We start from the raw sequence: 20,312 nt of genomic DNA on the forward strand, positions 1-20,312 counted from the left end.
TAACTCACGGCCCGCAGCATTACGCTGACTACCCGATTGCTATTAACACTGTACCCCTACATTCAAGGAAATTGTTATGAGCCTGAATATTCCCAACGCGCGCTTTTGCATCAACCGTAAAATTGCGCCCAGCCTCACCCTTCCGCAGTTTTTTAAACTGGTCAGCCAGCTCGGTATCCATAATGTCGAACTGCGTAATGATATGCCCAGTGGCCGCGTCACCGACGATCTCAGCGGCGACGAGGTAAAAGCCCTGGCGCGTGAGTCAGGCATCCGGATTGTGACCATCAATGCGCTTTATCCCTTTAATCAGCTGAATGAAGAGGTGCTGCAACGCACCCGCCAGCTGTTAAGTGATGCGCAGGCGGTCGGCGCTGAATCGCTGGTGCTCTGCCCGCTTAATGACGGCACGCCGATTAGCGCTGCCGACACCGTAAGCGCGCTGAAAACCCTGGCCCCGCTGTTCGCTGAGGCAGGTATTCAGGGGCTGGTGGAACCGCTGGGCTTTCCGCAAAGCTCGCTGCGTTCGGCGACTCAGGCTCAGACGCTGATCCATGAAGCGGGTGTGCCATTCAGCTTGCTGATCGATACCTTCCATCATCATCTGTTTGAAGATGCGGAACAGACCTTCGAACAGGAGATCGATATTCAGCAGATCGGTCTGGTTCACCTTTCCGGCGTCACCGACCCGCGCCCGGTTAATCAGCTAACCGACGAAGAGCGCATCATGCTCAGCGCGGAAGACCGCTTGCGCAGTAAGCAGCAGGTCGAGCGACTGGAGAAGATGGGTTACACCGGCCTTTACGCCTTTGAGCCGTTCTCCTCAGTGATGAACAGCTGGCAGGAAGCGGACATTGCCCGCGAAATTCGCGACAGCATCCAGCTGTTAAACCACTCAGCTTAAGGAATTATCATGACTATTAATATTGGCGTCATCGGCACCGGCGCAATCGGTCGCGAACACATCCGCCGTTGCAGCACCGTGTTACAGAACGCGCGCGTAGTGGCGCTAAACGATATCAACCGTGAAAACTGCCAGCAAATCGTCAATGAGCTGACGCCGGAAGCGCGCATTTATGACAATGCGATTGATCTGATTAACGATCCGCAGGTCAATGCGGTGCTGGTGACCTCCTGGGGCCCGACGCATGAAGCCTTTGTGCTGGCCTGCATAGAGGCGGGTAAAGCGGTGTTCTGCGAAAAACCGCTGGCGGTTACCGCGCAGGGCTGCATGAACATTGTGGAAGCAGAAATTAAGGCAGGACGTCAGCTGGTGCAGGTCGGGTTTATGCGCCCTTATGACAGCGGCTATCGCGCGCTAAAAGCGGTGATCGACAGCGGCGAAATTGGCGAGCCTTTGATGCTGCACTGCGCACACCGTAACCCGGAAGTGGGCGAGAGCTACACCACCGACATGGCGATCACCGATACGCTGATCCACGAACTCGATGTGCTGCGCTGGCTGCTGGATGATGATTATGCCAGCGTGCAGGTGATCTTCCCGCGTAAAACCCGTAAGGCGTCGTCACATCTGCGCGATCCGCAAATCGTGCTGCTTGAGACCACCAAAGGGGCGCGCATTGATGTCGAAATCTTCGTGAACTGTGAATATGGTTACGATATTCAGTGTGAAGTGGTGGGTGAAAGCGGCATTGCTCGTCTGCCGGAGCCGGTCTCTGTGCAGCTGCGCAGTGCGGCTAAGCTCTCCACCACCATTCTGACTGACTGGAAAAAGCGCTTTATCGATGCGTATGACGTGGAGTTACAGGCATTTATCAACAACGTCATCAGCGGTGAGATGACCGGTCCCTCCGCCTGGGATGGTTACGCCGCCGCGGTGGCCGCTGATGCCTGCGTCGCGGCCCAGACTTCCGGTGAAATTGTGCCGGTCACTATGCCAGCAAGACCGGCGTTTTATCGCTGATAGCAACGCTGCACGGCGGGTTCCGCCGTGCATTTTCCCCTCCGTTTCATCTTTTCCAGCGGCTCTTCACGCATCATCGGTAACCGGATAAAGCCGCCAGGCAGGACATTGAGTCATACCGGCCTGAGCGCGCAGCACTGCCCACTGTTAACTCATTATCACGGCGCAGTAATCACAATTGCCACACGCCGATTTTGCGCGCGTCCCTGCGCGCTAATGTTGCTGGTAACGGGTGCACTCATGCCTAATCCACGTGTGATAATATTTTCGCGCGGTATAGCAGCCCCTTCCGCCCACTGTGCCGCGACTGCGTTAGCTCTTTTTAGCGACAGCTGTTGGTTATAATCTGGTTTGCCGTAATTATCGGTGTGCCCGTCAATTCGCACATGCTTAATACCGGTCGACGCCAGGTTTTTTGCCATCCCCTGAATATTTCTTTTGCTGGAGGGTGTAAGTTCTGATTCGTTTACACCAAACAGGATCTTATCTGATAAGCCTAATCCCCAGCCTTCCCTATTTTGAGTGAATCCCGCACGCTGCATCGCTGCGATCTGCGCCTCACTAAAACGTTCTTTAGACTGACAACCGACCAGCGCTAAAATAAGCAGCATCAGGGAAATATTTTTTTTCATCTTTAAGCCTTATTTGTTCGCTTATTTTTGTACATATTCATGTCAGCGCGTTCGAGAATAGACTCAACCGTATCGCCGTGTTGTGACCAGGCGTAGCCAATGGTAACCGAGGTATTTATCGGCGTACCTTCTGCAAGGATGATTTTTTCCATGATGAGGTCATGGATGTCCTGCATGAGTTGCTGTAATTGCTCCTCACTGACCTGACTGCTCACCAGCATGGCAAATTCATCCCCACCTAAACGGGCGACTAAATCCTGTTCAGATGCCAGTGATAGCAGGCGTGCTGCTATCGCTTTTAATACCTCATCCCCGGCGGCATGGCCCCAGTTATCATTGATACTTTTAAAGCGATCGCCATCAAGAAACAGTAAGGCAAAACGCTCCTCAGCATATTGCTGGTCGAGAAGCCGGGAAAGGTGAGCAGCAAAGGCGCTGCGGTTTGCAAGACCGGTTAACGGGTCCTCCAGCGCTTTGGCTGCCAGCGAGCGATTATCTCGGATAAGCGAAGCCTTTAGCGATTGCATTTCCCTCAGCAACGAATTGAGATCATCTGAAAATAGCTGAAACTCACTCGTCGTGCTCTCCGGTATACGCAAGGAAAAATCACCGGAATGAATCACATAGTGAATCGAGCTGGTAATGTTGCGCAGTGTAGCGAGCATACCCCGATGCAGAAATTCACTCAGCAAAAGGGAGATAATCAGTACACATAGCATACCGCTGGTCAGAATCATGAAGGAGTATCGAATGAAACTCACCGCGCCGGTCACGGTGCCTTCCAGCGTTAATGTACCGACAGCAACGTCAGAGTGAATGATACTGACGTTAAGCGGTTTAAGATAAATCCACTCACGTAATAACCGCGAATACCAGCCCGTCTGCTCCTGCTGAGCATGCCAGTTGACCAGAACAATTTGATCTTTAGTGACCAGTTTCGCAGACGCGTACATCCCTTCATTGCCGAGCCGTGCAATTTTATTGTGCGCATCGTAACTGTCGGAAAAAACGGTCGCAGCGGTTAGCGTGGTGCTGAGGGTTGCGCCGATTAATTCAAGGTTTCGCTTCTCGTAATTTTTAATGAATAGCAGCGACGTCGAAGAGAGCAACAGCCAGCACAACAGTAATATCACCGCAGCGTTGATGGTGCTTATTTTTCGCAGTTTATTGCGTATCGATGATTTGTCATTTCTTAATTTATCGAATTTCATTTTATTCGCTTCTCTCGCGGGACAGCAAAAGCACGTCCGGACTCACCCTGACACCGCTTCTGGCAAGCGAATCAAGGTTAACGGAAAAAAGCGTGTGGCCCGGATGAAAAATCAGGCAAAACGCGGCGCCCCGCGTGCAATCCGCATTGTTCTCCGCGAGGGTAAGGACGGCTCTGCCCTTAAACTGCTGAATCAGGTCCACCTGCTGTTGTGACGTCTGATCGCCGAAATAGACGGCGTCGCATCTGTGCGACGGCAGGTCGCCTGCGCTGGCAAGATAAACAACGGTGAATGTGGCTGCCGCAGAGGAGGCATTGTCCGGCAAGGAGAGATGCCGGGCTGAAGAAAAAATACATAATTGAGGCGGTTGTTTTAAGCCCGTCCACTGGGTGAAGCTGATAATACCACTGACGATATCATTGGCTTTGCCATCTTTTATTTCGGCACTGGCAATATGAGGAATAAGCAGCAGCAAAATAAGTCCCGTATAAACGAGTTTGCAGATGTGGCGTATGAAAAGCAGCACATCGACGTCATGATGAATTTGATATTTATCGATCATACTGCGTTCCCAAAAATTCTACGCATGGCAGGACGCCTTAATAAGCGCGGAAATATTAGCATAGCGGTGATTAAATTTGTACTTCTGGTTTGGTTTGCCACATACCCTGTTGTTGTACTTTTATCTGGCGTAAGAATCACTGTGCTATCAGTCAAAATAAGGTTTTAAAATTTCTTCGGTCCAGTGCATAAAGGCTCTGACACGCCGCGACAGATTTCGTCGGTGCGCGACAACAAAAGAGGCACTAAGCGGCTCAGGACGCAGATTGGGAAGGACTTCAACCAGCGCACCGCGCTCAATATAGGGCGCCAGTGTTGAGTAACCGCCCTGGATCAAGCCCAGCCCGGCCAGTCCCGCCTCATGATAGGCCGGTACGCTGTTGACCCTTATGGCGCCGGGTAACATCAGCAATTGATAGCCGTCATCCGCCGGATACTCCCAGCCATCTGGCTTCGAACCAAAGCTCCGCTGGTAATGAACCATCTGGTGGCCCTGACTGAGAAGGTCATCAATCGTCTGCGGTACCCCGAAGCGCGCCAGATAGCCCGGACTGGCTGCATTGATCATGCGCAGCTGCCCCAGCGGGCGAGCAATAAGCGTGTCATCAACGATTGGCCCCAGACGGATGACACAATCAAATCCTTCATGAACTAAATCAACGCGCCGATCGGTACTTGAAAGCTCGATCTCCAGTTCAGGGTGTGCCTCCAGCAACTGCGGCAGCGCGGGGATTACCACGCATTGTGCCAGCACGGCAGGCATATCAACGCGTATCCGGCCCCGCAGTGACATCCCCTCGTTAGAGAACATGGACTGTAATTCTTCGGCTTCCGATAACAGATCGCGGGCGCGTGAGTAAAAAGCCCGTCCATCTTCCGTTAACTGCACTGTTCGCGTGGTGCGATGCAGAAGCGTCGCGCCTGTCTCCCTTTCGAGTTCGCGCACCACTAATGAGGCGCGTCCTTTCTGAATTCCCAGGCTTTCAGCTGCCTGAGTAAAACTCTTCATTTCCGCCACGCGTGCAAAAATAATCAGCGCCTCAAGGTTTTTCATTCATTGTTCTCCTTCAGAGTAACAGTGCGTTATTTCTTACGTTATTTATCACCATATTAATGGGTAATAGACTGCTTTCACACCGCGGATATTGCAGAACGCGATCTGAACGTTATGAGGGTGAATCGTCTCTCTGAAAGGCTTAACGCTGTTGCGAACTGCCATGCAGAGTTGTGTACATAAGCACTGGCTCAGATCCCCGCATCATTCAGATCACTGTCGGTTCCGCGACAAACATGACCCAAGGTATCGGGAAGCACTCAGTGAAAAGGTTGTTACTCACCACTCAATCCGTTGACCCGAAGGAAGATTTGAAAACTTAGCCCCCATTCCGGATTTGGTGCACGCCAGTCGCGCTGCCTTACGCTGGATTTTACCCCCTGTCAGGAAGGAAAAGAGAAATGAACAAAGGTTATTTAATCGCTCACGTGACCGTATCGGACCCTGTCGCATACGCTGACTATGCCAGAGCTGCAGGCGAAGCCATGCAGGCGTTTAATCCGAAGATCGTTGCCTGGTCAGGGCAGTATGAAAATCTGGAGGGAGAGGCGCATGAACGGCATGTGGTATTTGAGTTCGAATCTTTTGCCGAAGCCAAAGGTTTTTATGAAAGCCCTGCGTATCAGGCTGCCAGGCTGTTGCGTGCAGGGGCTGCGCACGGGACGTTTGTGCTGGTTGAAGGGGCCAGCCTTTAAACACTTCACCGTCATGTGCCGATGCAGACTCCAGCGAACCTGGGGCCTGCAGGATGTCACCAGTATGCTCAGTGGTGCCGGGATTTACCCGAGAAAGTGACAAGGTATATTCTGGTAATTGACGCTACCTGACCACCGTGCCGGTTAGGTAACGTGCAACAGGCAAGGGGGTGGCTGCGTCTGACTTTATGACTTCCGCAGTTCGCTTCCATCCCCTTCTGCTTTCATTAAAGCAGCACGGATGAGGTTTTTCGTACAGACACTCACTTTCGGGGCAGGCGCAGGCCAAAGATAGTGTGCCCGTTCTTATGCCGGTAGTAAGCACTTCCGCCATGTAAAGCGGCGATGGCGCGTACCAGCGACAGTCCCAGCCCGCTTCCGACCGTATGACGGACGTTATCGCCCCGCCAGAAGCGTTCAAATAATTTTTCAGGCTCCTCCAGCGCTTCGCCCGCGTTCAACACCTCAATCTCAACGTAGTCAGCGTGATGACAGGTACTGACCTGAATCGTGCCTTTTTCTGGCGAATAACGAATGGCGTTGATCAGCAGGTTACTCATCGCACGCTGGAACAGCATTTTATCCGCGGTGAGGCTGCCTTCGGCGCTCAGCTCAATGGCCTTCTCCTGCTCTTCCGCAACCGGTTCAAGAAAGTCGATCAGCGATTCCAGCGCGTCCTGCAGCAGGAAGTCCTGTTTATTGAGTCTGATATTGTGGTGCGTGGCGCGAGCCAGGAAGAGAATGTTTTCAGTGAGACGCGACAGACTCTCAAGCTCTTCAATGTTGCCTTCGAGCAGCGTCTGATATTCAGCGGCTGAGCGTTCATGACCCAGCGCGACCTGATTCTGGCCCAGTAACACATTAATGGGCGTGCGGATTTCGTGGGCCAGATCGTCGGCAAACTGGGTCAGACGGATAAAGTCCGTGGATAAGCGCTGACGCATAGCGTTAAGTGCATTGCCAATCGGTAGCAGCTCCTGCGGGATAGCCTGAAGTGGCACGGGCTGATTTAACCGGTCACTGGCCGTTTCTGCCACGATCTTACTTAACCGGCCGATCGCCCTTAGCCCTCTGCGAATCAACAGCGGACTGACTGCGGCGCACAGCAATATGCCGCCAGTGAAACCAGAATGCTTTGCTGGCGATAACGCTCCAGCATCAGTGCTCGCTCCCGCGCGACCCGGGCAAGCGTAATAGTTACCGGCCCGAGCGAGGAGTTTGCCTGCAGGCTTAACGCCGACGCTTCCGTCTTATCCGCATTGATCCAGCGGTGCAGCTGTTTCTCACTGGGTGGCGTACTGACCGGCGTGGGCGAGATCGCGGGCAACGTTATCCCGGTATGATTAATACTGACGTTTTGCTCATGCTGCGAGCGGATGCTGAGAATGTCCTGATGGATATCGACCATCCGATTGAAGTAGAGCGGCAGCGAGCTGGGATGGGCACCATCTTCAAGCAGTTGTCTTAACTGCGCCGCCCGATTAATCAGCGTTTGATCGTCCCGCCAGACCAGTTCACTGCGTAACGCTTTATACAGAATCAGGCTGATGCCGCCACAGGCCATCGCCATGATCAGCGTAAAAATTGCCGTCAGCCGCAGCGTCAGAGAAGGGCTAGTCACCCTCGCCTCCTTTTTCTGACAGGCAATATCCCATGCCCCTTACCGTAGTGATGAGCTTTTTAGGAAAGGGGTCGTCGACTTTACGGCGCAGGCGGCGGATAGCAACATCGACGATATTGGTTTCACTGTCGAAATTAACGCCCCATATTTCGCTGGCCAGTAGCGTCCGCGGCAGAATCTCACCGTGACGGCTGGCGAGCAGCCATAACAGCATGAACTCTTTGCGCGTCAGTGCAAGAGTGACACCGTCACGCAGAACCTGAAAGCGCGCTGAGTCCAGCACCAGATCGCCCACCCGTAGTACGCTACTGTGCGGCTGCTGCTGCCGGAGCTGATTTCTTACCCGAGCAAGCAACTCCGCAAAAGAGAACGGCTTAACCAGGTAATCATTGGCCCCCAGTTCCAGCCCTTTCACCCGATCATCCACCGAGTCTCTGGCGGTCAGGCAAATCACCGGAATCTGACTGGCGGTACGCAGGGTTTTCAGCACCTGCCACCCATCCATTCCCGGCAGCATAATATCCAGTATCACCAGGCTGTAGGGATGTGACAGCCCGAGATGCAGACCATCCCGTCCATCTGCAGCGTAATCCACGATATAGCCTGCTTCTTCCAGCCCCTTACGCACCCAGGCGCTCGCCTTCTGGTTATCTTCAATCAGTAATAGTTTCATCGGCGCAGTTTGCCATGAAATTTATGACCGCCCCAGCGTTTCAGCGCCAGATGACAATATGGTCATCTTTCTGACAGGCAGAACGAACAACAGTACAGGTATAACAGCGGGGTGATTAACACCGGAGTATTAAAAAATGAAAAAGAGTCTCACTGCCCTGGCCCTCTCCACGCTGCTTGCCGTCCCCGCGGTCACCTTCGCGGCCAGTAAAAATCCGCTGAGCGTTCACGTGCTGAACCAGCAGACCGGGCTGCCGGCCTCAGAGGTTGAGGTAATGCTTGAGCAGAAACAGGGAGAAAGCTGGAAAGTACTGAATACCGCCAATACTAATCAGCAGGGTCGGATTGATGCCCTTTGGCCAGCAAAGCCCTTTGAGGCGGGAGACTATCGGGTGATTTTTAAAACCGGTCACTATTTTGCGGCACATCAACAGCAGAGTTTCTTCCCCGAAATCCCGGTGGAGTTCCATATCACCAATACCACGACCACCTATCACATTCCGTTGCTGCTGAGCCAGTACGGATATTCCACCTATCGCGGGAGCTGAAATAAATGAAACGTTTACTGCTGGCATTGATGCTGACTACCGGACCTGCCGTGGCGCTCGCTGCTGAGCCAGCCTCCGTCTATGACATGACGCAGGCGCTGAGTAATCAACTGGCAACGGAGGCCTTGTCCGCCTGCCATAATATGAATCGTCAAGGCGTAGTCGCCGTGGTAGATCGGGGTGGAAATCTGGTCACGCTGATGCGGGATGACAACGTGGGGCCGCACAACACTCAGGCGGCATGGCGTAAAGCGTTTACTGCGCTCTCCACCAAAACGCCAACCAGACAACTGACCATAAAGGCGCAATCCTCACCGGAAAGCGTCAACCTGAATACGGTTAATGAGCTATTGCTGCTTGGCGGCGGCGTGCCGGTGCAATATCGCGGCCAGTGGATCGGCGCTATCGGCATGGCGGGCACCGGCGGCGCGGAATCCGACGATCAATGTGGGACCGAAGCGATTAACAAAGTGCTGGGTAACAACAAGCAACCGTAATCATGATGAACACGCGGCGGGTATATTCCTGCCATACATGGGGAATAAACTGTTCCCCATGTTGTTTAGATAAGTCGCCGCCAGAACGGCTGCTTTGTGCCAGAAGCGGACTTTAAGTTGTCCAAGAACAGCTCTCATATCTTGGCCTATTTATGTCGACCACTTCAGTGCATGCAGGATTTAAGGGGACAACGAGCCTGCATGTGGACACAGGTATATCGGCGAGTTAATGTCTTTAAGAGGTATTATTGGACAGCATCTTGAGGGACTTAGAGTGCGCGTTAAATCGATTAAGCTTACCAATTTCAAGAAATTCAAAGATGAACATTTTGAGTTCAACGATGATGTAAATATCTTTGTAGGTGATAACAACGCCGGTAAAAGTACTATTCTGGAAGCCCTGGAAATCGTACTGAATTACAACTATCGGGGCCGCCCCTTCAACAACGAGTTTACGCCAGACATTTTTAATAAGGATGCAGTGCAGCTTTTTTTGGCTTCTGATAAATCGGCCACGCACCTGCCTGTCTTGGCGATAGAGGCATTCCTTGAAGGGGTGCCTGAATACCGGGGTACAAATAATTTCCTTAAAGCCGATGCTCAAGGGATGACGGTGCTGGTGCGCTTTGATGACACACTCAAGGACGTTTACGCCGACCACTTACTGACAAATCCACACATTACGAGTATCCCGATCGAATTCTACAAGCTGGAATGGCTGGATTTCGGATGGAATCCTATTAAAGCCGTAGCTAAGAAATTCAGGGCGTTATACATCGACCCAACTCGTATCCACCCCACACTGGGTAAGAATCAGTATATCTCTACCATACTGAATACCGCTTTAAAGAAAGAAGAACTGGTTAAGCTGACCCTCAATTATCGTGAGAATCAGCAGGTTTTTAACAACTCAGGTGAGGTCAGGACAGTCAACACCGGTCTGGATACGGACCACTTGATCACAGAAAAAAAGCTGTCCATTGCCGCAAGCACTTTACCTGCGGGATCTATTCAGACCAGCCTTCAACTTGAAGTAGATGGTGTCCCTTTCCAGTTCATTGGCAAGGGTGAGCAGAGTAATGTGCAGATCAAGCTCGCGATTCAGAACAAGTCGAAGGATATCGATTTGGTGATGATGGAGGAGCCCGAAAATCACCTTTCTCACACTAACCTCAATAAGCTGGTTCACTACATTGAAAATCAGCGGGGAGACAAACAACTCTTCCTTACCACTCATAGCTCGTATGTGCTCAACAAGCTGAGCATTGATAAAATCTGCTTGGTTCAGTCGGGATACAAACGTCTGCATAAACTTGCCCCTGCAGTGGTCAAAACCTTAAAGCGCTTACCGGGCTATGACACATTGCGCGTGGCACTGTCCCACAAAGTCATCCTTGTCGAGGGGCCGTCTGACGAGTTAGTACTCAAGAAGATTTACTACCGCAAGCACAACCGCCTGCCAGAGCAGGATGGTATTGATATCATCGTCGTGCGCGGAGTCGGGTTTAATACGTTCATCTCCGTGGGTATGGAAATTGGTACCCGGATAAACGTCCTCAGAGATAACGATGGCGACTATGATGAAAACGTCGTGAAAGTGCGTGTCGATTATGCGGCCTATCCCAATATCAAACTTGTTTCCTCTGCCAAAAATGAGGAGTTTTCGCTTGAACCTGCGATGATATATGCCAATGCCACCGACTTGGTTACGCTGGACGCTTTCGCTAAAGAGGTGTTATCGACACAGACGTTTAACCTCTACGATAAAGTAGTCGACTTAGATAAGCGACGCGACTTTCTGATCGACTGGTTCCGAAGCGTCCAGGGAAACGGTAAGGGCGCCCGCAAGGTCGATTCAGCTATCAAGCTGTTCGATGGCACCCTGAATTTCAGGTATCCACCTTTCCTCGATGAGGTGTTCAACTTTGCCTAATGAATTCTGGATTGCCGGTGCAGGATCAGGAAAAACCCAAAAAGTCATTGAGGATGCCATTGAAGTCTTAAAGGCGGGTGGACGCGTATTGGTCGTCACCTACACCATGAACAACCAGGCAGAACTCCGTTCTCGCTTTGTGGAATTGTACGGCAAACATAGCGATGATTTTGTTGTGAAAGGCCTGTTTTCATTTTACCTGGAAGACTTAGTGAGACCTTATCAAACGGCCATGTTTCCAGATCGGATCACTTCTACAATATTCACCGAGCATAATCCTCACCTGATACCAAGTACGAGGAAATGGTATCCCAAAAGAGGGGAGAAAATTAATGGGGCGCTGAATCCTCTTCATTATCTGACGCCGTGCAAAACCAAAGCTTACACTGGACTGCTGGCTAAGCTGGCAACAAGAATCTCCGCTTCAACAAAGAATGCCCCCGCTAACAGATTGAAAGAGATTTATCAGAGGATCTTTTTCGATGAGGTTCAGGATTTGGTTGGATGGGATTTTGACGTTATCAAAGCACTCAGTAAGGCAATGCACGACTCTATTTGCTGTGTAGGCGATTTTCGTCAAACTATTTACACGACCACATTCGGCCATAAGGCACCGGAAACACCTGAGCAAAAGATTCAATACTTCAAAGACCTCAATTTTAGTCCGTTCTCGCTGGCAAAGAATCGCAGATGTATCCAGGAAATCTGCGATCTCTCGGATACCATTCATCCCGGTATTTATAAACAAACGCAATCAGATGTGGGAGTAGTTCCTGCTGAGATGCTCCATCACTGCGGTGGTTTTCTCATCAAACCATCTCAGGTGAACGATTATCTCGATATGTTCAAACCTCAAATTTTGCGATGGTCATCGCGCATGGGAAAAGGCTATTTGCCACCAGATCTAACCTGTCACACCTTCGGCTCCTGTAAAGGTCTCGGTTTTGACCGCGTACTGATTATTTCACCGGAGAAACATCTCAAGTATCTGAGTGGTGACCTTAATGTGTTCGATAAAGATAAAACGGAAGAATCTAGAAACAAGCTGTACGTGGCCATTACCCGAGCTCGTTACAGCCTGGCGTTTGTCGTTGAGGAAGAGCATATTATAAATATAAAGCTGCCGCATTGGGTTAGACCTGTATAAGTCGATGCTAACGTCTAACCATTTAATGCCCGCTTTTCGCTCATAGCGGACCTGACGCGCGCGTCCGCTTCGTGCCAGGAGCGGACGTTCATGATTTTAAGATAAGCATAAAAGTGCATACGATTTCAGAAAGCATTAACTGCCTGGTACAGATTACAGAGACAGGCCGGACTCACCAATAAAATCAACAAAGCAGCGTATTCTCGGTGAGAGATACCGGCTGGCTGGCCAGAGTGCCGAGAAAACCCCCTGTCTGGTACAGCTACCTGGCAATACCTCTTTCAGTTGCCCCGTGTTCAAAGATTCGCGAACGACAAAACCGGGCACATAGCAAATCCCCATACCTGACAGGCTCAGGCGAACAGAAGCCTCTATATTATTTACGGTCAGAACAGAGGCTGTCCTCAAATCAGCACCCGGGCACATACCGCGCAGTTCCCAGGGCTGGAGCAGCCCGGTTGAGGGAAAACGAAAAGAAATGCACCTGTGCATCGTTAAATCCGCTGGCGAGCCGGGTACGCCATACTCATTCAAATAGGCAGGGCTGGCGCAGAGCACAAAACGAAAATCACCAACCTTTTTAGATTTCAGTCGGGAGTCCGTCAGTTCACCGCTTCGTATGCCTACATCAAATCCTTCATCAATGATGTTTACCAGCCGGTCGCTGAAATCGAGATCGAGTTCTACATGAGGATAACGGCGGGAAAAGTCCGGCAGAAGAGGAAGGATTAACCTGTAGCCAATGACAGGAAGTGAAACCCTGAGCTTCCCGGCAGGCTGCGCTAAGCTGCTCGTCAGTTCTGACTCCGCCTCCTGTAATTGCTCAAGGATATGCTGGCACCGGATTAATAAAGCAGCCCCTTCCGCTGTCAGACTCACGTTTCTGGTGCTGCGGTTTAAGAGACGTACGCCCAGTTTATGCTCAAGTCTGGCGACATTCTTCCCGACCGCTGAGGCAGAAATCCCAAGCAGCCTTGCGGCCTGTACAAAACTTAGCGTCTCCGCTGTCCGGACAAACGAAGTAAGAGAGGTCAGACTGTCCATTGATTATAAACTTAATGTCCGTTAAGAAGAGATTTTCAGTGTATTTATTCACTCTTATGTCTGCAATAACATTACTGAAGTTTGTTAACCCATCCGCTTTTCGGAAACATAAGGTCACCCAATGGCAACTTCAGCCAGAACACCCAGTCCAATGGCCAGGAATATGGCAGCCTTTTCTGTCTATCTGGCGGCTATATTGCTGCCGTTAAGCTTTACCGGTGGTGTAATCTCCACGCCGGCAATACAACAGGCTCTTGGCGGCTCGCCTGCCGCGCTGTCATGGCTGACGAATGGATTTATGCTGACTTTCGGCAGTTTTTTGTTGTCAGCCGGTGTTGCTGCGGATGTTACTGGCAGAAAGCGCATTTTTACCGCAGGCTCAGCCCTGTTTTGCCTGAGCAGCGTTATGATCTGCCTGACACAGGATATCTTTATGGCTGGGTTGTTCAGGTCACTGCAGGGTCTTGCGGCGGCCTTGATATTGGCCAGCGGCAGCGCCGCACTGGCCCGTCTCTATGAAGGTCCGGACAGGACACGGGCCTTCAGCATACTTGGCACTATGTTTGGCGTGGGCCTGGCGTTCGGCCCTGTGTTGATGGGTTTCATTACGGATGCTTTGGGCTGGAGATGGTTGTATGCCATGTTAGCTCTGCTTTCAGGCATTGTACTTTTGACCGGTGCTGCGTTTCTGCCAGCATCAGAAGAGAGCGGACATCAGAAACCAGACGGCACAGGATTAATCATGTTTACTGCAGCCCTGATGTTATTTACATCAGCGGTGATGCTTATACCTGCCTTTGGGTTTTTATCGTTTCCCACACTCGCCCTTTTCATTTCCGCCATGCTGCTTTTCAGCGGGTTTGTAGTGCGTTGCCTGGGGGTTGAAAATCCTGTTCTGGATATCTCTCTGCTGCTGCGCCCGCGCTTTGCCGGCGTTCTGCTACTGCCGATAGCAACATGCTATTGCTATGTTGTGCTGCTGATTATTATTCCGCTGCATTTTATGGGCGGTGACGGGATGAGTGAGTCCCGGAGCGCTTTTTATCTTATGGCGCTGACATCTCCAATGCTGGTTTTCCCGTCCATTGCGGCACTGCTGACAAGGTGGTTTTCTCCGGGAACCGTTTCAGCTGCGGGACTTATTATCGCATCAGTCGGGCTGCTTTTCCTCGGATACGCACTACCGGGTAACAGCAGTAATTTTCTTGTGCTTTCACTGATTATGACGGGTACCGGCGCTGCGCTTCCATGGGGACTGATGGATGGTCTGGCACTTTCAGCTGTATCTGTGGAGAAAGCGGGCATGGCCGCAGGCCTCTTTAATACCGTTCGCGTTGCCGGAGAAGGGATCGCTCTGGCGATGGCGTCAGCATTTTTAACAGAAATGAATGATTTGAATCTGAAAAACACCGTTCACGGGTATGCGCCAGAGGTCATTCACCAGGCTGCCGCATGGCTGGGGGGCGGCAGTACTGAGCAGGCCGCTGCGATGTTACCCGGTATTTCACGATTATTGCTTCAGGACAGTTATGACACTGCGTATACGTTTCTTTTTAGAGTTCTGGCTGCTGTCACGCTGATTTGCGCGCTGATGGTCTGGATCACGCTGGGTCGGCAGAGGCAGGGCTGTGCTGCAGGCAATACGCTGGCCAGAGATGAGTGAAAAATCCTGATCGAATAAGGTCGTAAGCGTTCATTTCATCACGTTCGCTTTTCGCTCATAGCGCGCATTATCCGATGTCAGACCACTCTATGCCAGGAGCGGACGTTGTTGAGTTCACACAGCATGAATTCATGAAAACAGGAACGTCATATTTTGTCTTGATTAACGCGGGATGAAAGCTCCTCATGGCTCTCTTTTCGTTCACTGTAGCGATCGGCAAGGTAACCGGTCTGTCCCTTGAGTATAAGGGTGATTTTAAACAACTCTTCGGCGACATCGACGATACGGTCATACCAGGACGAGGGTTTCATTCTCCCGTTCTCATCAAATTCCTGCCACGCTTTGGCCACTGAAGACTGGTTGGGGATCGTAAACATCCGCATCCAGCGTCCCAGAATTCGCATCTGGTTCACGGCATTGAAAGATTGCGAACCGCCGCATACCTGCATGACCGCCAGAGTTTTTCCCTGGGATGGGCGAACGGCCCCTTCGCTTAAGGGAATCCAGTCGATTTGTGCCTTCATCACGGCACTCATTGCCCCATGCCGCTCCGGGGAACTCCACACCATCCCGTCACACCACCTGACCAACCCGCGCAACTCGGTGACTTTTGGGTGCGTATCCGGGGCGTCGTCCGGCAGGGGTAAACCTGAAGGGTTAAACAGTCTGACCTCCGCTCCCATCGCCTCCAGCAGGCGACCTGCTTCCTCTGCTGTAAAACGACTGTAAGAACGCTCTCTTACCGAGCCATACAGAATCAGAATGCGTGGCGGCTCATGGAGCTGCAGACGTTCAGCAATATGCTGATCGAAGCAATCAGCGTTCAGGGCAGGAAAGTGCTCCATTTTTTCTCCTTCGGGTGGCTCTGGTGATTTCAAAATAAACACATATGATTTAACATATATGTATTCTAAAGGGAATGGAGTAATAAATGCTACAGCCTGTTCAGCTTTTTAAGATCCTGTCGGATGAAACCCGGCTCGCAATTGTCATGCTTCTCCGGGAATCGGGCGAACTGTGCGTATGCGATATATGTGCGGCTACCACTGAATCACAGCCTAAAATTTCCCGTCACATGGCTATCCTGCGTGAGGCTGAACTGGTACTGGACCGTCGGGAAGGGAAATGGATTCACTACCGTCTCTCACCCCACATGCCCGCATGGGCCGGCGAGACGATAACGACGGCATGGCACTGCCTGCGCGATGATGTGCGTGGACGACTGGAAAAATCCGCATGTACTTCTTGCTGACAAGCTTAATCACATACACATAAGCATATATAAAGGAGTCTGAGCATGTTTCTGGCAGGAAGTATCTTTATACTCACGCTGGTCCTGGTCATCTGGCAGCCCAGAGGCCTCAGCATTGGCTGGAGCGCAAGTATCGGAGCCGTGCTGGCGCTGGGAACGGGAGTCATCCACTTTGAAGATATCCCTGTCGTCTGGAATATCGTCTGGAATGCAACAGCGGCGTTCATTGCGGTAATCGTCATCAGCCTGCTGCTCGATGAGTCTGGTTTCTTTGAATGGGCCGCACTGCATGTTTCCCGCTGGGGTAACGGGCGCGGTCGCCTGTTGTTTACGTGGATAGTACTGCTTGGCGCTGCTGTTGCTGCGCTGTTTGCTAACGATGGAGCAGCACTGATACTGACACCGATTGTGATTGCGATGCTGCTCGCTCTGGGGTTCAGCCAGGGAACGACACTGGCATTTGTCATGGCTGCAGGATTCATCGCTGATACCGCCAGCCTGCCGCTGATTGTCTCTAACCTGGTAAATATTGTCTCGGCGGATTTCTTTGGCCTGGGCTTTACACAGTACGCCTCCGTGATGGTTCCTGTGAATCTGGCAGCCATTGCTGCCACGCTGGTCATGCTGCATCTCTTCTTCCGCCGCGATATCCCTGCCAGATATGACGTCTCACTGCTGAAGATTCCTGGCAGTGCGATTAAGGATCCTGCGACGTTCAGGGCTGGCTGGATTGTTCTGCTGTTCCTGCTGGTCGGTTTCTTTGTTCTTGAGCCGCTGGGGATCCCTGTCAGCGCTATAGCAGCAGTTGGCGCAGCGGTGCTGTTCGTGGTGGCAAAGAGGGGCCAGGCCATTAATACCGGGAAAGTGCTTCGTGGTGCGCCCTGGCAGATCGTGATTTTCTCGCTGGGTATGTATCTGGTCGTCTATGGCCTGCGTAATGCCGGACTCACTGAGTATCTTTCTGCCGTACTCAATATGCTGGCAGACAACGGTTTATGGGCTGCCACGTTCGGCACCGGCTTCCTGACTGCCTTCATGTCGTCGGTGATGAACAATATGCCGACGGTGCTGATTGGTGCGCTGTCCATGGACGGGAGTACTGCGACTGGCGTCGTCAGAGAAGCAATGATTTACGCCAATGTGATTGGCTGCGATTTAGGTCCCAAAATTACCCCAATCGGGAGTCTGGCAACCCTGCTGTGGCTGCATGTACTGGCACAGAAAAACATGAGCATTACCTGGGGATATTACTTCCGGACAGGCATAATTATGACCCTGCCCGTGCTGTTCGTTACTCTGGCCGCGCTGGTATGGCGGCTCTCTGTCACTTTGTAATGAGATACTGATATGCGCAATATTACCATCTATCATAACCCGGCCTGTGGCACCTCACGTAACACGCTGGAGATGATCCGTAACAGCGGCAACGAACCAACAATTATTTATTATCTCGATACGCCACCGACACGAGAAGAGCTTACCAGGCTGATTTCAGAAATGGGGATTTCTGTACGTGCATTGCTGCGTAAGAATGTTGAGCCTTATGAGCGATTGGGTCTGGATGAAGATAAATTTTCTGATGCGCAGTTGATCGATTTTATGCTTCAGCACCCGATCCTGATTAACAGGCCGGTAGTAGTGTCACCGTTAGGGACACGACTTTGCCGTCCCTCAGAAATTGTGCTGGATATTCTCCCTGAAGGTCAGAAAGGTTCTTTCACCAAAGAGGATGGAGAAAAGGTGACTGATGAGGCAGGGAGACGGTTTAAGTAACCTGGCGAGTTCACATTAGCGGACACCGGGCGTCCGCTTCTCGCTCATAGCGGCCCTTCCAGAGCGCAGGTCTTCTGCGTGCAAAAGCGGAACTCGATGAGAGATGAAGAAGATCAACTATCACGTTGCTTTTCTAACCGGATGAAAGTGCCATCCAGATTTGCTTTATTACCCCAGCCGAGTTGCATGTAAAATTTTGCCGCACGGCTGTTTTCATCGGTTTCCAGCCAGGCAATTTCGTGATGTCTGAATAACTCCTGTTCCGCAAGCATAGTGAGTCTGCGACCTATACCTCTGCTTTCGTATTCAGGAAGAACAAAAAGACCATAAAGGCAGCCTTTATCCTTTAAAATCATTGAAAAACCGATAATTTCGTCATTATCACAGGCAACCCATGCACAATGGTCGTTTTTGATCATATCGCCCACGACGCTTTCTGTGATCCCCATTCTTCGCATTTCTTCGCGGCTCAGATGATTCTCCGTAACAGATGTTCGGACTGAGAAAATTCCATCAACATCAGAAAGTTGTGCTGGCCTTATACCTATACTCATAAGACTTACTCCATGTATGACAAAGCTAAATCCTGATGATAATGAATTCAGATCCTCTTAGGAGCCACAGAACCGTCAATGAGATGCCTGCTATTTATTTTCCGTTCCTCGCTCAAAACGCATTTTAACCAGCTTCTGCAGTTAACCCGCCCCTTTGCCAACAGACTCAGCCAGCAGGCCCGGAACGCTGTGCGGTCCGGGGATGTTAAGCTGTTCGATTGAGGTGTCCCAACATATTAAAATGCCACTGAAATTATATGCTTTGCGTTCCTTCAGCTGATGGCGAGACCCTGACCCGGAATGCAATAACCAGCGCGGCAGTAAGCATGATACAGGCAGCTGTAATGAATACCCCCGTCACCCCGTTGAGGCCATATATCAGGCCACCTATTGCTGCACCCGCGGCAATGGAGGATTGGACGGCGGCGACCACCATACCCCCTGCGCTCTCGGCCTCATCGGGAAGAGTCCGGGCGACCCAACCTGACCACGCCACCGGTATGCCACCAAATGCCAGCCCCCACAGCATGACCAGCGCCGTAAGCCCGGCGATTGATAACGGCAGAGTGATCATACCCAGTGCCGCTGCTCCCACCAGAGCAGGCATAATAATCAGCGTAAAACGCAGGCTGCGTTCCATCAGCCATCCTGCCGACAGTGTCCCGATAAAGTTAGCAATGCCAAACACCAGAAGTATTAACGCCAGCCCTTTTGCGTCTATGTGTGCGAGTCCTTCCAGCGCAGGCCGTATATAGGTAAACAGCGCATACTGGCCGGTGTGTGCGAGCACGCACCCCAGCATGCCCACGCTCACGCCCGGCCTCTGGAGCAGAGAAAATACGGATGCCGTCCTGGTCCTGACTACCGGCGGCATTCCGGGCAGGGTCAGCCACTGAAAAATGAAAGAGATTGCGCCAACCGCAGCAGCGGCAATAAACGCGCTACGCCAGCCAGACATCTCGCCCAGATAACTTCCCAGCGGTACGGCAACAACAGTACCTACAGCGATTCCACTAAAAATGATCGACAGCGCCCGCGGTACCAGCCTCTCCGGCACTAGCCTCATCGCAACCGCCGCTGCCATACTCCAGAATCCACCCAACGCAATACCCAGCAGGATGCGCATTGCCAGCAGCATGACAATACCTGAAGAGAGCGCCACGAGCAGATTTGAGAAGATCATAAGGGCAGTGAAGCTCAACAACACGAGGCGCCGGTCCAGCGCACGCGTTAATCGCGGTATCAGTAATCCGGCAAATAACGCAATCACTGCCGTCACTGTTACGGCCTGTCCTGCTAGAGACTCTGACACACCCAAATCCCGGGCTATAGGCGTTAATAAGCTGGCAGGCAGGTACTCTGCGGTGAGCAGGCCAAAAACACCCATGGTTAACGAAAAAACCGCAAGCCAGGCTGGCTGGATTTTCTCATCTCTTTGCACTCTTTCTTTGTGAACCCTGATAGAAGTTTCATCCGTCATTTCTAAGTCTCCTGGAAAGTCGTTTCAGGAGAAGAAGTCTATTCAGGCGCA

General features: G+C 51.6%; 20 protein-coding genes and 1 pseudogene. 11 read left to right on the forward strand and 10 right to left on the reverse strand.

The window, feature by feature from the left end; all coding sequences use genetic code 11:
* Positions 1–76: 76 nt before the first annotated feature.
* Both OK412_RS04430 and OK412_RS04435 read left to right on the forward strand, forming a co-directional pair.
* Positions 77–904, forward strand: coding sequence for a TIM barrel protein (locus OK412_RS04430; protein ID WP_306666813.1), 828 nt, complete (start codon positions 77–79; stop codon positions 902–904).
* A gap of 9 nt (positions 905–913) precedes the next feature.
* Complete coding sequence (locus OK412_RS04435) at positions 914–1,924, forward strand: Gfo/Idh/MocA family protein (protein WP_264352742.1); 1,011 nt, start codon at positions 914–916, stop codon at positions 1,922–1,924.
* 158 nt (positions 1,925–2,082) lie between these two features.
* Here the strand turns inward: OK412_RS04435 and OK412_RS04440 are convergent, their stop codons facing one another.
* The 4 genes from OK412_RS04440 to OK412_RS04455 form a co-directional block, all read right to left on the reverse strand.
* Entirely contained in the window at positions 2,083–2,556 is a 474-nt protein-coding gene (locus tag OK412_RS04440) for an OmpA family protein (RefSeq protein ID WP_264352743.1), read from the reverse strand.
* 2 nt (positions 2,557–2,558) lie between these two features.
* Entirely contained in the window at positions 2,559–3,767 is a 1,209-nt protein-coding gene (locus OK412_RS04445; RefSeq protein ID WP_010247285.1) for a diguanylate cyclase domain-containing protein, read from the reverse strand.
* Between the two features lies 1 nt (position 3,768).
* Positions 3,769–4,329: a YfiR family protein gene (locus OK412_RS04450; protein WP_010670301.1), complete on the reverse strand. Its 561-nt coding sequence runs from the start codon at positions 4,327–4,329 to the stop codon at positions 3,769–3,771.
* Between the two features lie 147 nt (positions 4,330–4,476).
* On the reverse strand, positions 4,477–5,382 hold the full coding sequence (locus OK412_RS04455) for a LysR family transcriptional regulator (RefSeq protein ID WP_264352744.1): 906 nt from the start codon (positions 5,380–5,382) through the stop codon (positions 4,477–4,479).
* A 401-nt stretch (positions 5,383–5,783) separates the two neighbouring features.
* On the opposite strand from OK412_RS04455, the gene OK412_RS04460 reads away from it, so the two are divergent.
* Positions 5,784–6,077: a DUF1330 domain-containing protein gene (locus OK412_RS04460; RefSeq protein WP_010670299.1), complete on the forward strand. Its 294-nt coding sequence runs from the start codon at positions 5,784–5,786 to the stop codon at positions 6,075–6,077.
* Between the two features lie 263 nt (positions 6,078–6,340).
* On the opposite strand, the pseudogene OK412_RS04465 reads toward OK412_RS04460, so the two are convergent.
* Together OK412_RS04465 and hprR are read right to left on the reverse strand one after the other, a co-directional pair.
* Positions 6,341–7,698, reverse strand: a pseudogene (locus tag OK412_RS04465) (heavy metal sensor histidine kinase).
* Positions 7,691–8,371 carry a response regulator transcription factor HprR gene (hprR, locus tag OK412_RS04470; protein ID WP_022624753.1) on the reverse strand — a complete coding sequence of 227 codons (681 nt, stop codon included), beginning with the start codon at positions 8,369–8,371 and terminating at the stop codon, positions 7,691–7,693. Before hprR ends, OK412_RS04465 begins: the two are co-directional and overlap by 8 nt.
* Before the next feature lie 136 nt (positions 8,372–8,507).
* Here hprR and uraH point away from each other — a divergent pair, with 136 nt between their 5' ends.
* From uraH to OK412_RS04490, 4 genes are all read left to right on the forward strand, one after another.
* Positions 8,508–8,918, forward strand: coding sequence for a hydroxyisourate hydrolase (gene uraH, locus OK412_RS04475; protein ID WP_061902217.1), 411 nt, complete (start codon positions 8,508–8,510; stop codon positions 8,916–8,918).
* Between the two features lie 5 nt (positions 8,919–8,923).
* Complete coding sequence (locus tag OK412_RS04480) at positions 8,924–9,415, forward strand: GlcG/HbpS family heme-binding protein (RefSeq protein WP_264352745.1); 492 nt, start codon at positions 8,924–8,926, stop codon at positions 9,413–9,415.
* 274 nt (positions 9,416–9,689) lie between these two features.
* The gene (locus tag OK412_RS04485; RefSeq protein ID WP_258995925.1) at positions 9,690–11,348 is read left to right on the forward strand and encodes an ATP-dependent nuclease; all 1,659 of its coding nucleotides are present in this window, start codon (positions 9,690–9,692) and stop codon (positions 11,346–11,348) included.
* Entirely contained in the window at positions 11,341–12,495 is a 1,155-nt protein-coding gene (locus tag OK412_RS04490) for a UvrD-helicase domain-containing protein (protein ID WP_258995926.1), read from the forward strand. The genes OK412_RS04485 and OK412_RS04490 overlap by 8 nt, the downstream gene beginning before the upstream one ends.
* A gap of 153 nt (positions 12,496–12,648) precedes the next feature.
* Here the strand turns inward: OK412_RS04490 and OK412_RS04495 are convergent, their stop codons facing one another.
* The gene (locus tag OK412_RS04495; protein WP_264352746.1) at positions 12,649–13,539 is read right to left on the reverse strand and encodes a LysR family transcriptional regulator; all 891 of its coding nucleotides are present in this window, start codon (positions 13,537–13,539) and stop codon (positions 12,649–12,651) included.
* Positions 13,540–13,660: 121 nt separating this feature from the next.
* Between OK412_RS04495 and OK412_RS04500 the strand changes: the two genes are divergently transcribed.
* The gene (locus OK412_RS04500; protein ID WP_164480419.1) at positions 13,661–15,202 is read left to right on the forward strand and encodes an MFS transporter; all 1,542 of its coding nucleotides are present in this window, start codon (positions 13,661–13,663) and stop codon (positions 15,200–15,202) included.
* A gap of 146 nt (positions 15,203–15,348) precedes the next feature.
* On the opposite strand, the gene arsH is transcribed toward OK412_RS04500, so the two are convergent.
* Positions 15,349–16,047, reverse strand: a complete 699-nt coding sequence (gene arsH, locus OK412_RS04505; RefSeq protein ID WP_031592440.1) for an arsenical resistance protein ArsH — start codon at positions 16,045–16,047, stop codon at positions 15,349–15,351.
* 86 nt (positions 16,048–16,133) lie between these two features.
* Here arsH and OK412_RS04510 point away from each other — a divergent pair, with 86 nt between their 5' ends.
* The 3 genes from OK412_RS04510 to arsC are packed head-to-tail and all read left to right on the forward strand — an operon-like array spanning position 16,134 to position 18,227.
* Entirely contained in the window at positions 16,134–16,454 is a 321-nt protein-coding gene (locus tag OK412_RS04510) for a transcriptional regulator (protein WP_264352747.1), read from the forward strand.
* Positions 16,455–16,499: 45 nt separating this feature from the next.
* Entirely contained in the window at positions 16,500–17,789 is a 1,290-nt protein-coding gene (locus OK412_RS04515; protein ID WP_264352748.1) for an arsenic transporter, read from the forward strand.
* Between the two features lie 12 nt (positions 17,790–17,801).
* Positions 17,802–18,227 (forward strand): glutaredoxin-dependent arsenate reductase, encoded by a 426-nt coding sequence (arsC, locus tag OK412_RS04520; RefSeq protein WP_245115221.1) that lies wholly within the window; start codon positions 17,802–17,804, stop codon positions 18,225–18,227.
* A gap of 113 nt (positions 18,228–18,340) precedes the next feature.
* On the opposite strand, the gene OK412_RS04525 is transcribed toward arsC, so the two are convergent.
* Together OK412_RS04525 and OK412_RS04530 are read right to left on the reverse strand one after the other, a co-directional pair.
* On the reverse strand, positions 18,341–18,781 hold the full coding sequence (locus OK412_RS04525; RefSeq protein WP_033760268.1) for a GNAT family N-acetyltransferase: 441 nt from the start codon (positions 18,779–18,781) through the stop codon (positions 18,341–18,343).
* A 253-nt stretch (positions 18,782–19,034) separates the two neighbouring features.
* Entirely contained in the window at positions 19,035–20,261 is a 1,227-nt protein-coding gene (locus OK412_RS04530; RefSeq protein WP_264352749.1) for an MFS transporter, read from the reverse strand.
* Positions 20,262–20,312 lie beyond the last annotated feature (51 nt).

This window comes from Pantoea sp. JV6 (assembly GCF_025910055.1).
GTDB classification, from domain to species: Bacteria; Pseudomonadota; Gammaproteobacteria; order Enterobacterales; family Enterobacteriaceae; genus Pantoea; species Pantoea agglomerans.

Bases quoted from the DNA above. Each gene is read 5' to 3' on its own strand.
- OK412_RS04525 (WP_033760268.1), bottom strand. From the start codon at position 18,781: ATGAGTATAGGTATAAGGCCAGCACAACTTTCTGATGTTGATGGAATT.
- OK412_RS04430 (WP_306666813.1), top strand. From the start codon at position 77: ATGAGCCTGAATATTCCCAACGCGCGCTTTTGCATCAACCGTAAAATT.
- OK412_RS04495 (WP_264352746.1), bottom strand. From the start codon at position 13,539: ATGGACAGTCTGACCTCTCTTACTTCGTTTGTCCGGACAGCGGAGACG.
- OK412_RS04455 (WP_264352744.1), bottom strand. From the start codon at position 5,382: ATGAAAAACCTTGAGGCGCTGATTATTTTTGCACGCGTGGCGGAAATG.
- arsC (WP_245115221.1), top strand. From the start codon at position 17,802: ATGCGCAATATTACCATCTATCATAACCCGGCCTGTGGCACCTCACGT.
- OK412_RS04500 (WP_164480419.1), top strand. From the start codon at position 13,661: ATGGCAACTTCAGCCAGAACACCCAGTCCAATGGCCAGGAATATGGCA.
- OK412_RS04515 (WP_264352748.1), top strand. From the start codon at position 16,500: ATGTTTCTGGCAGGAAGTATCTTTATACTCACGCTGGTCCTGGTCATC.
- OK412_RS04460 (WP_010670299.1), top strand. From the start codon at position 5,784: ATGAACAAAGGTTATTTAATCGCTCACGTGACCGTATCGGACCCTGTC.
- OK412_RS04450 (WP_010670301.1), bottom strand. From the start codon at position 4,329: ATGATCGATAAATATCAAATTCATCATGACGTCGATGTGCTGCTTTTC.
- hprR (WP_022624753.1), bottom strand. From the start codon at position 8,371: ATGAAACTATTACTGATTGAAGATAACCAGAAGGCGAGCGCCTGGGTG.
- OK412_RS04445 (WP_010247285.1), bottom strand. From the start codon at position 3,767: ATGAAATTCGATAAATTAAGAAATGACAAATCATCGATACGCAATAAA.
- uraH (WP_061902217.1), top strand. From the start codon at position 8,508: ATGAAAAAGAGTCTCACTGCCCTGGCCCTCTCCACGCTGCTTGCCGTC.
- OK412_RS04530 (WP_264352749.1), bottom strand. From the start codon at position 20,261: ATGACGGATGAAACTTCTATCAGGGTTCACAAAGAAAGAGTGCAAAGA.
- arsH (WP_031592440.1), bottom strand. From the start codon at position 16,047: ATGGAGCACTTTCCTGCCCTGAACGCTGATTGCTTCGATCAGCATATT.
- OK412_RS04435 (WP_264352742.1), top strand. From the start codon at position 914: ATGACTATTAATATTGGCGTCATCGGCACCGGCGCAATCGGTCGCGAA.
- OK412_RS04480 (WP_264352745.1), top strand. From the start codon at position 8,924: ATGAAACGTTTACTGCTGGCATTGATGCTGACTACCGGACCTGCCGTG.
- OK412_RS04510 (WP_264352747.1), top strand. From the start codon at position 16,134: ATGCTACAGCCTGTTCAGCTTTTTAAGATCCTGTCGGATGAAACCCGG.
- OK412_RS04440 (WP_264352743.1), bottom strand. From the start codon at position 2,556: ATGAAAAAAAATATTTCCCTGATGCTGCTTATTTTAGCGCTGGTCGGT.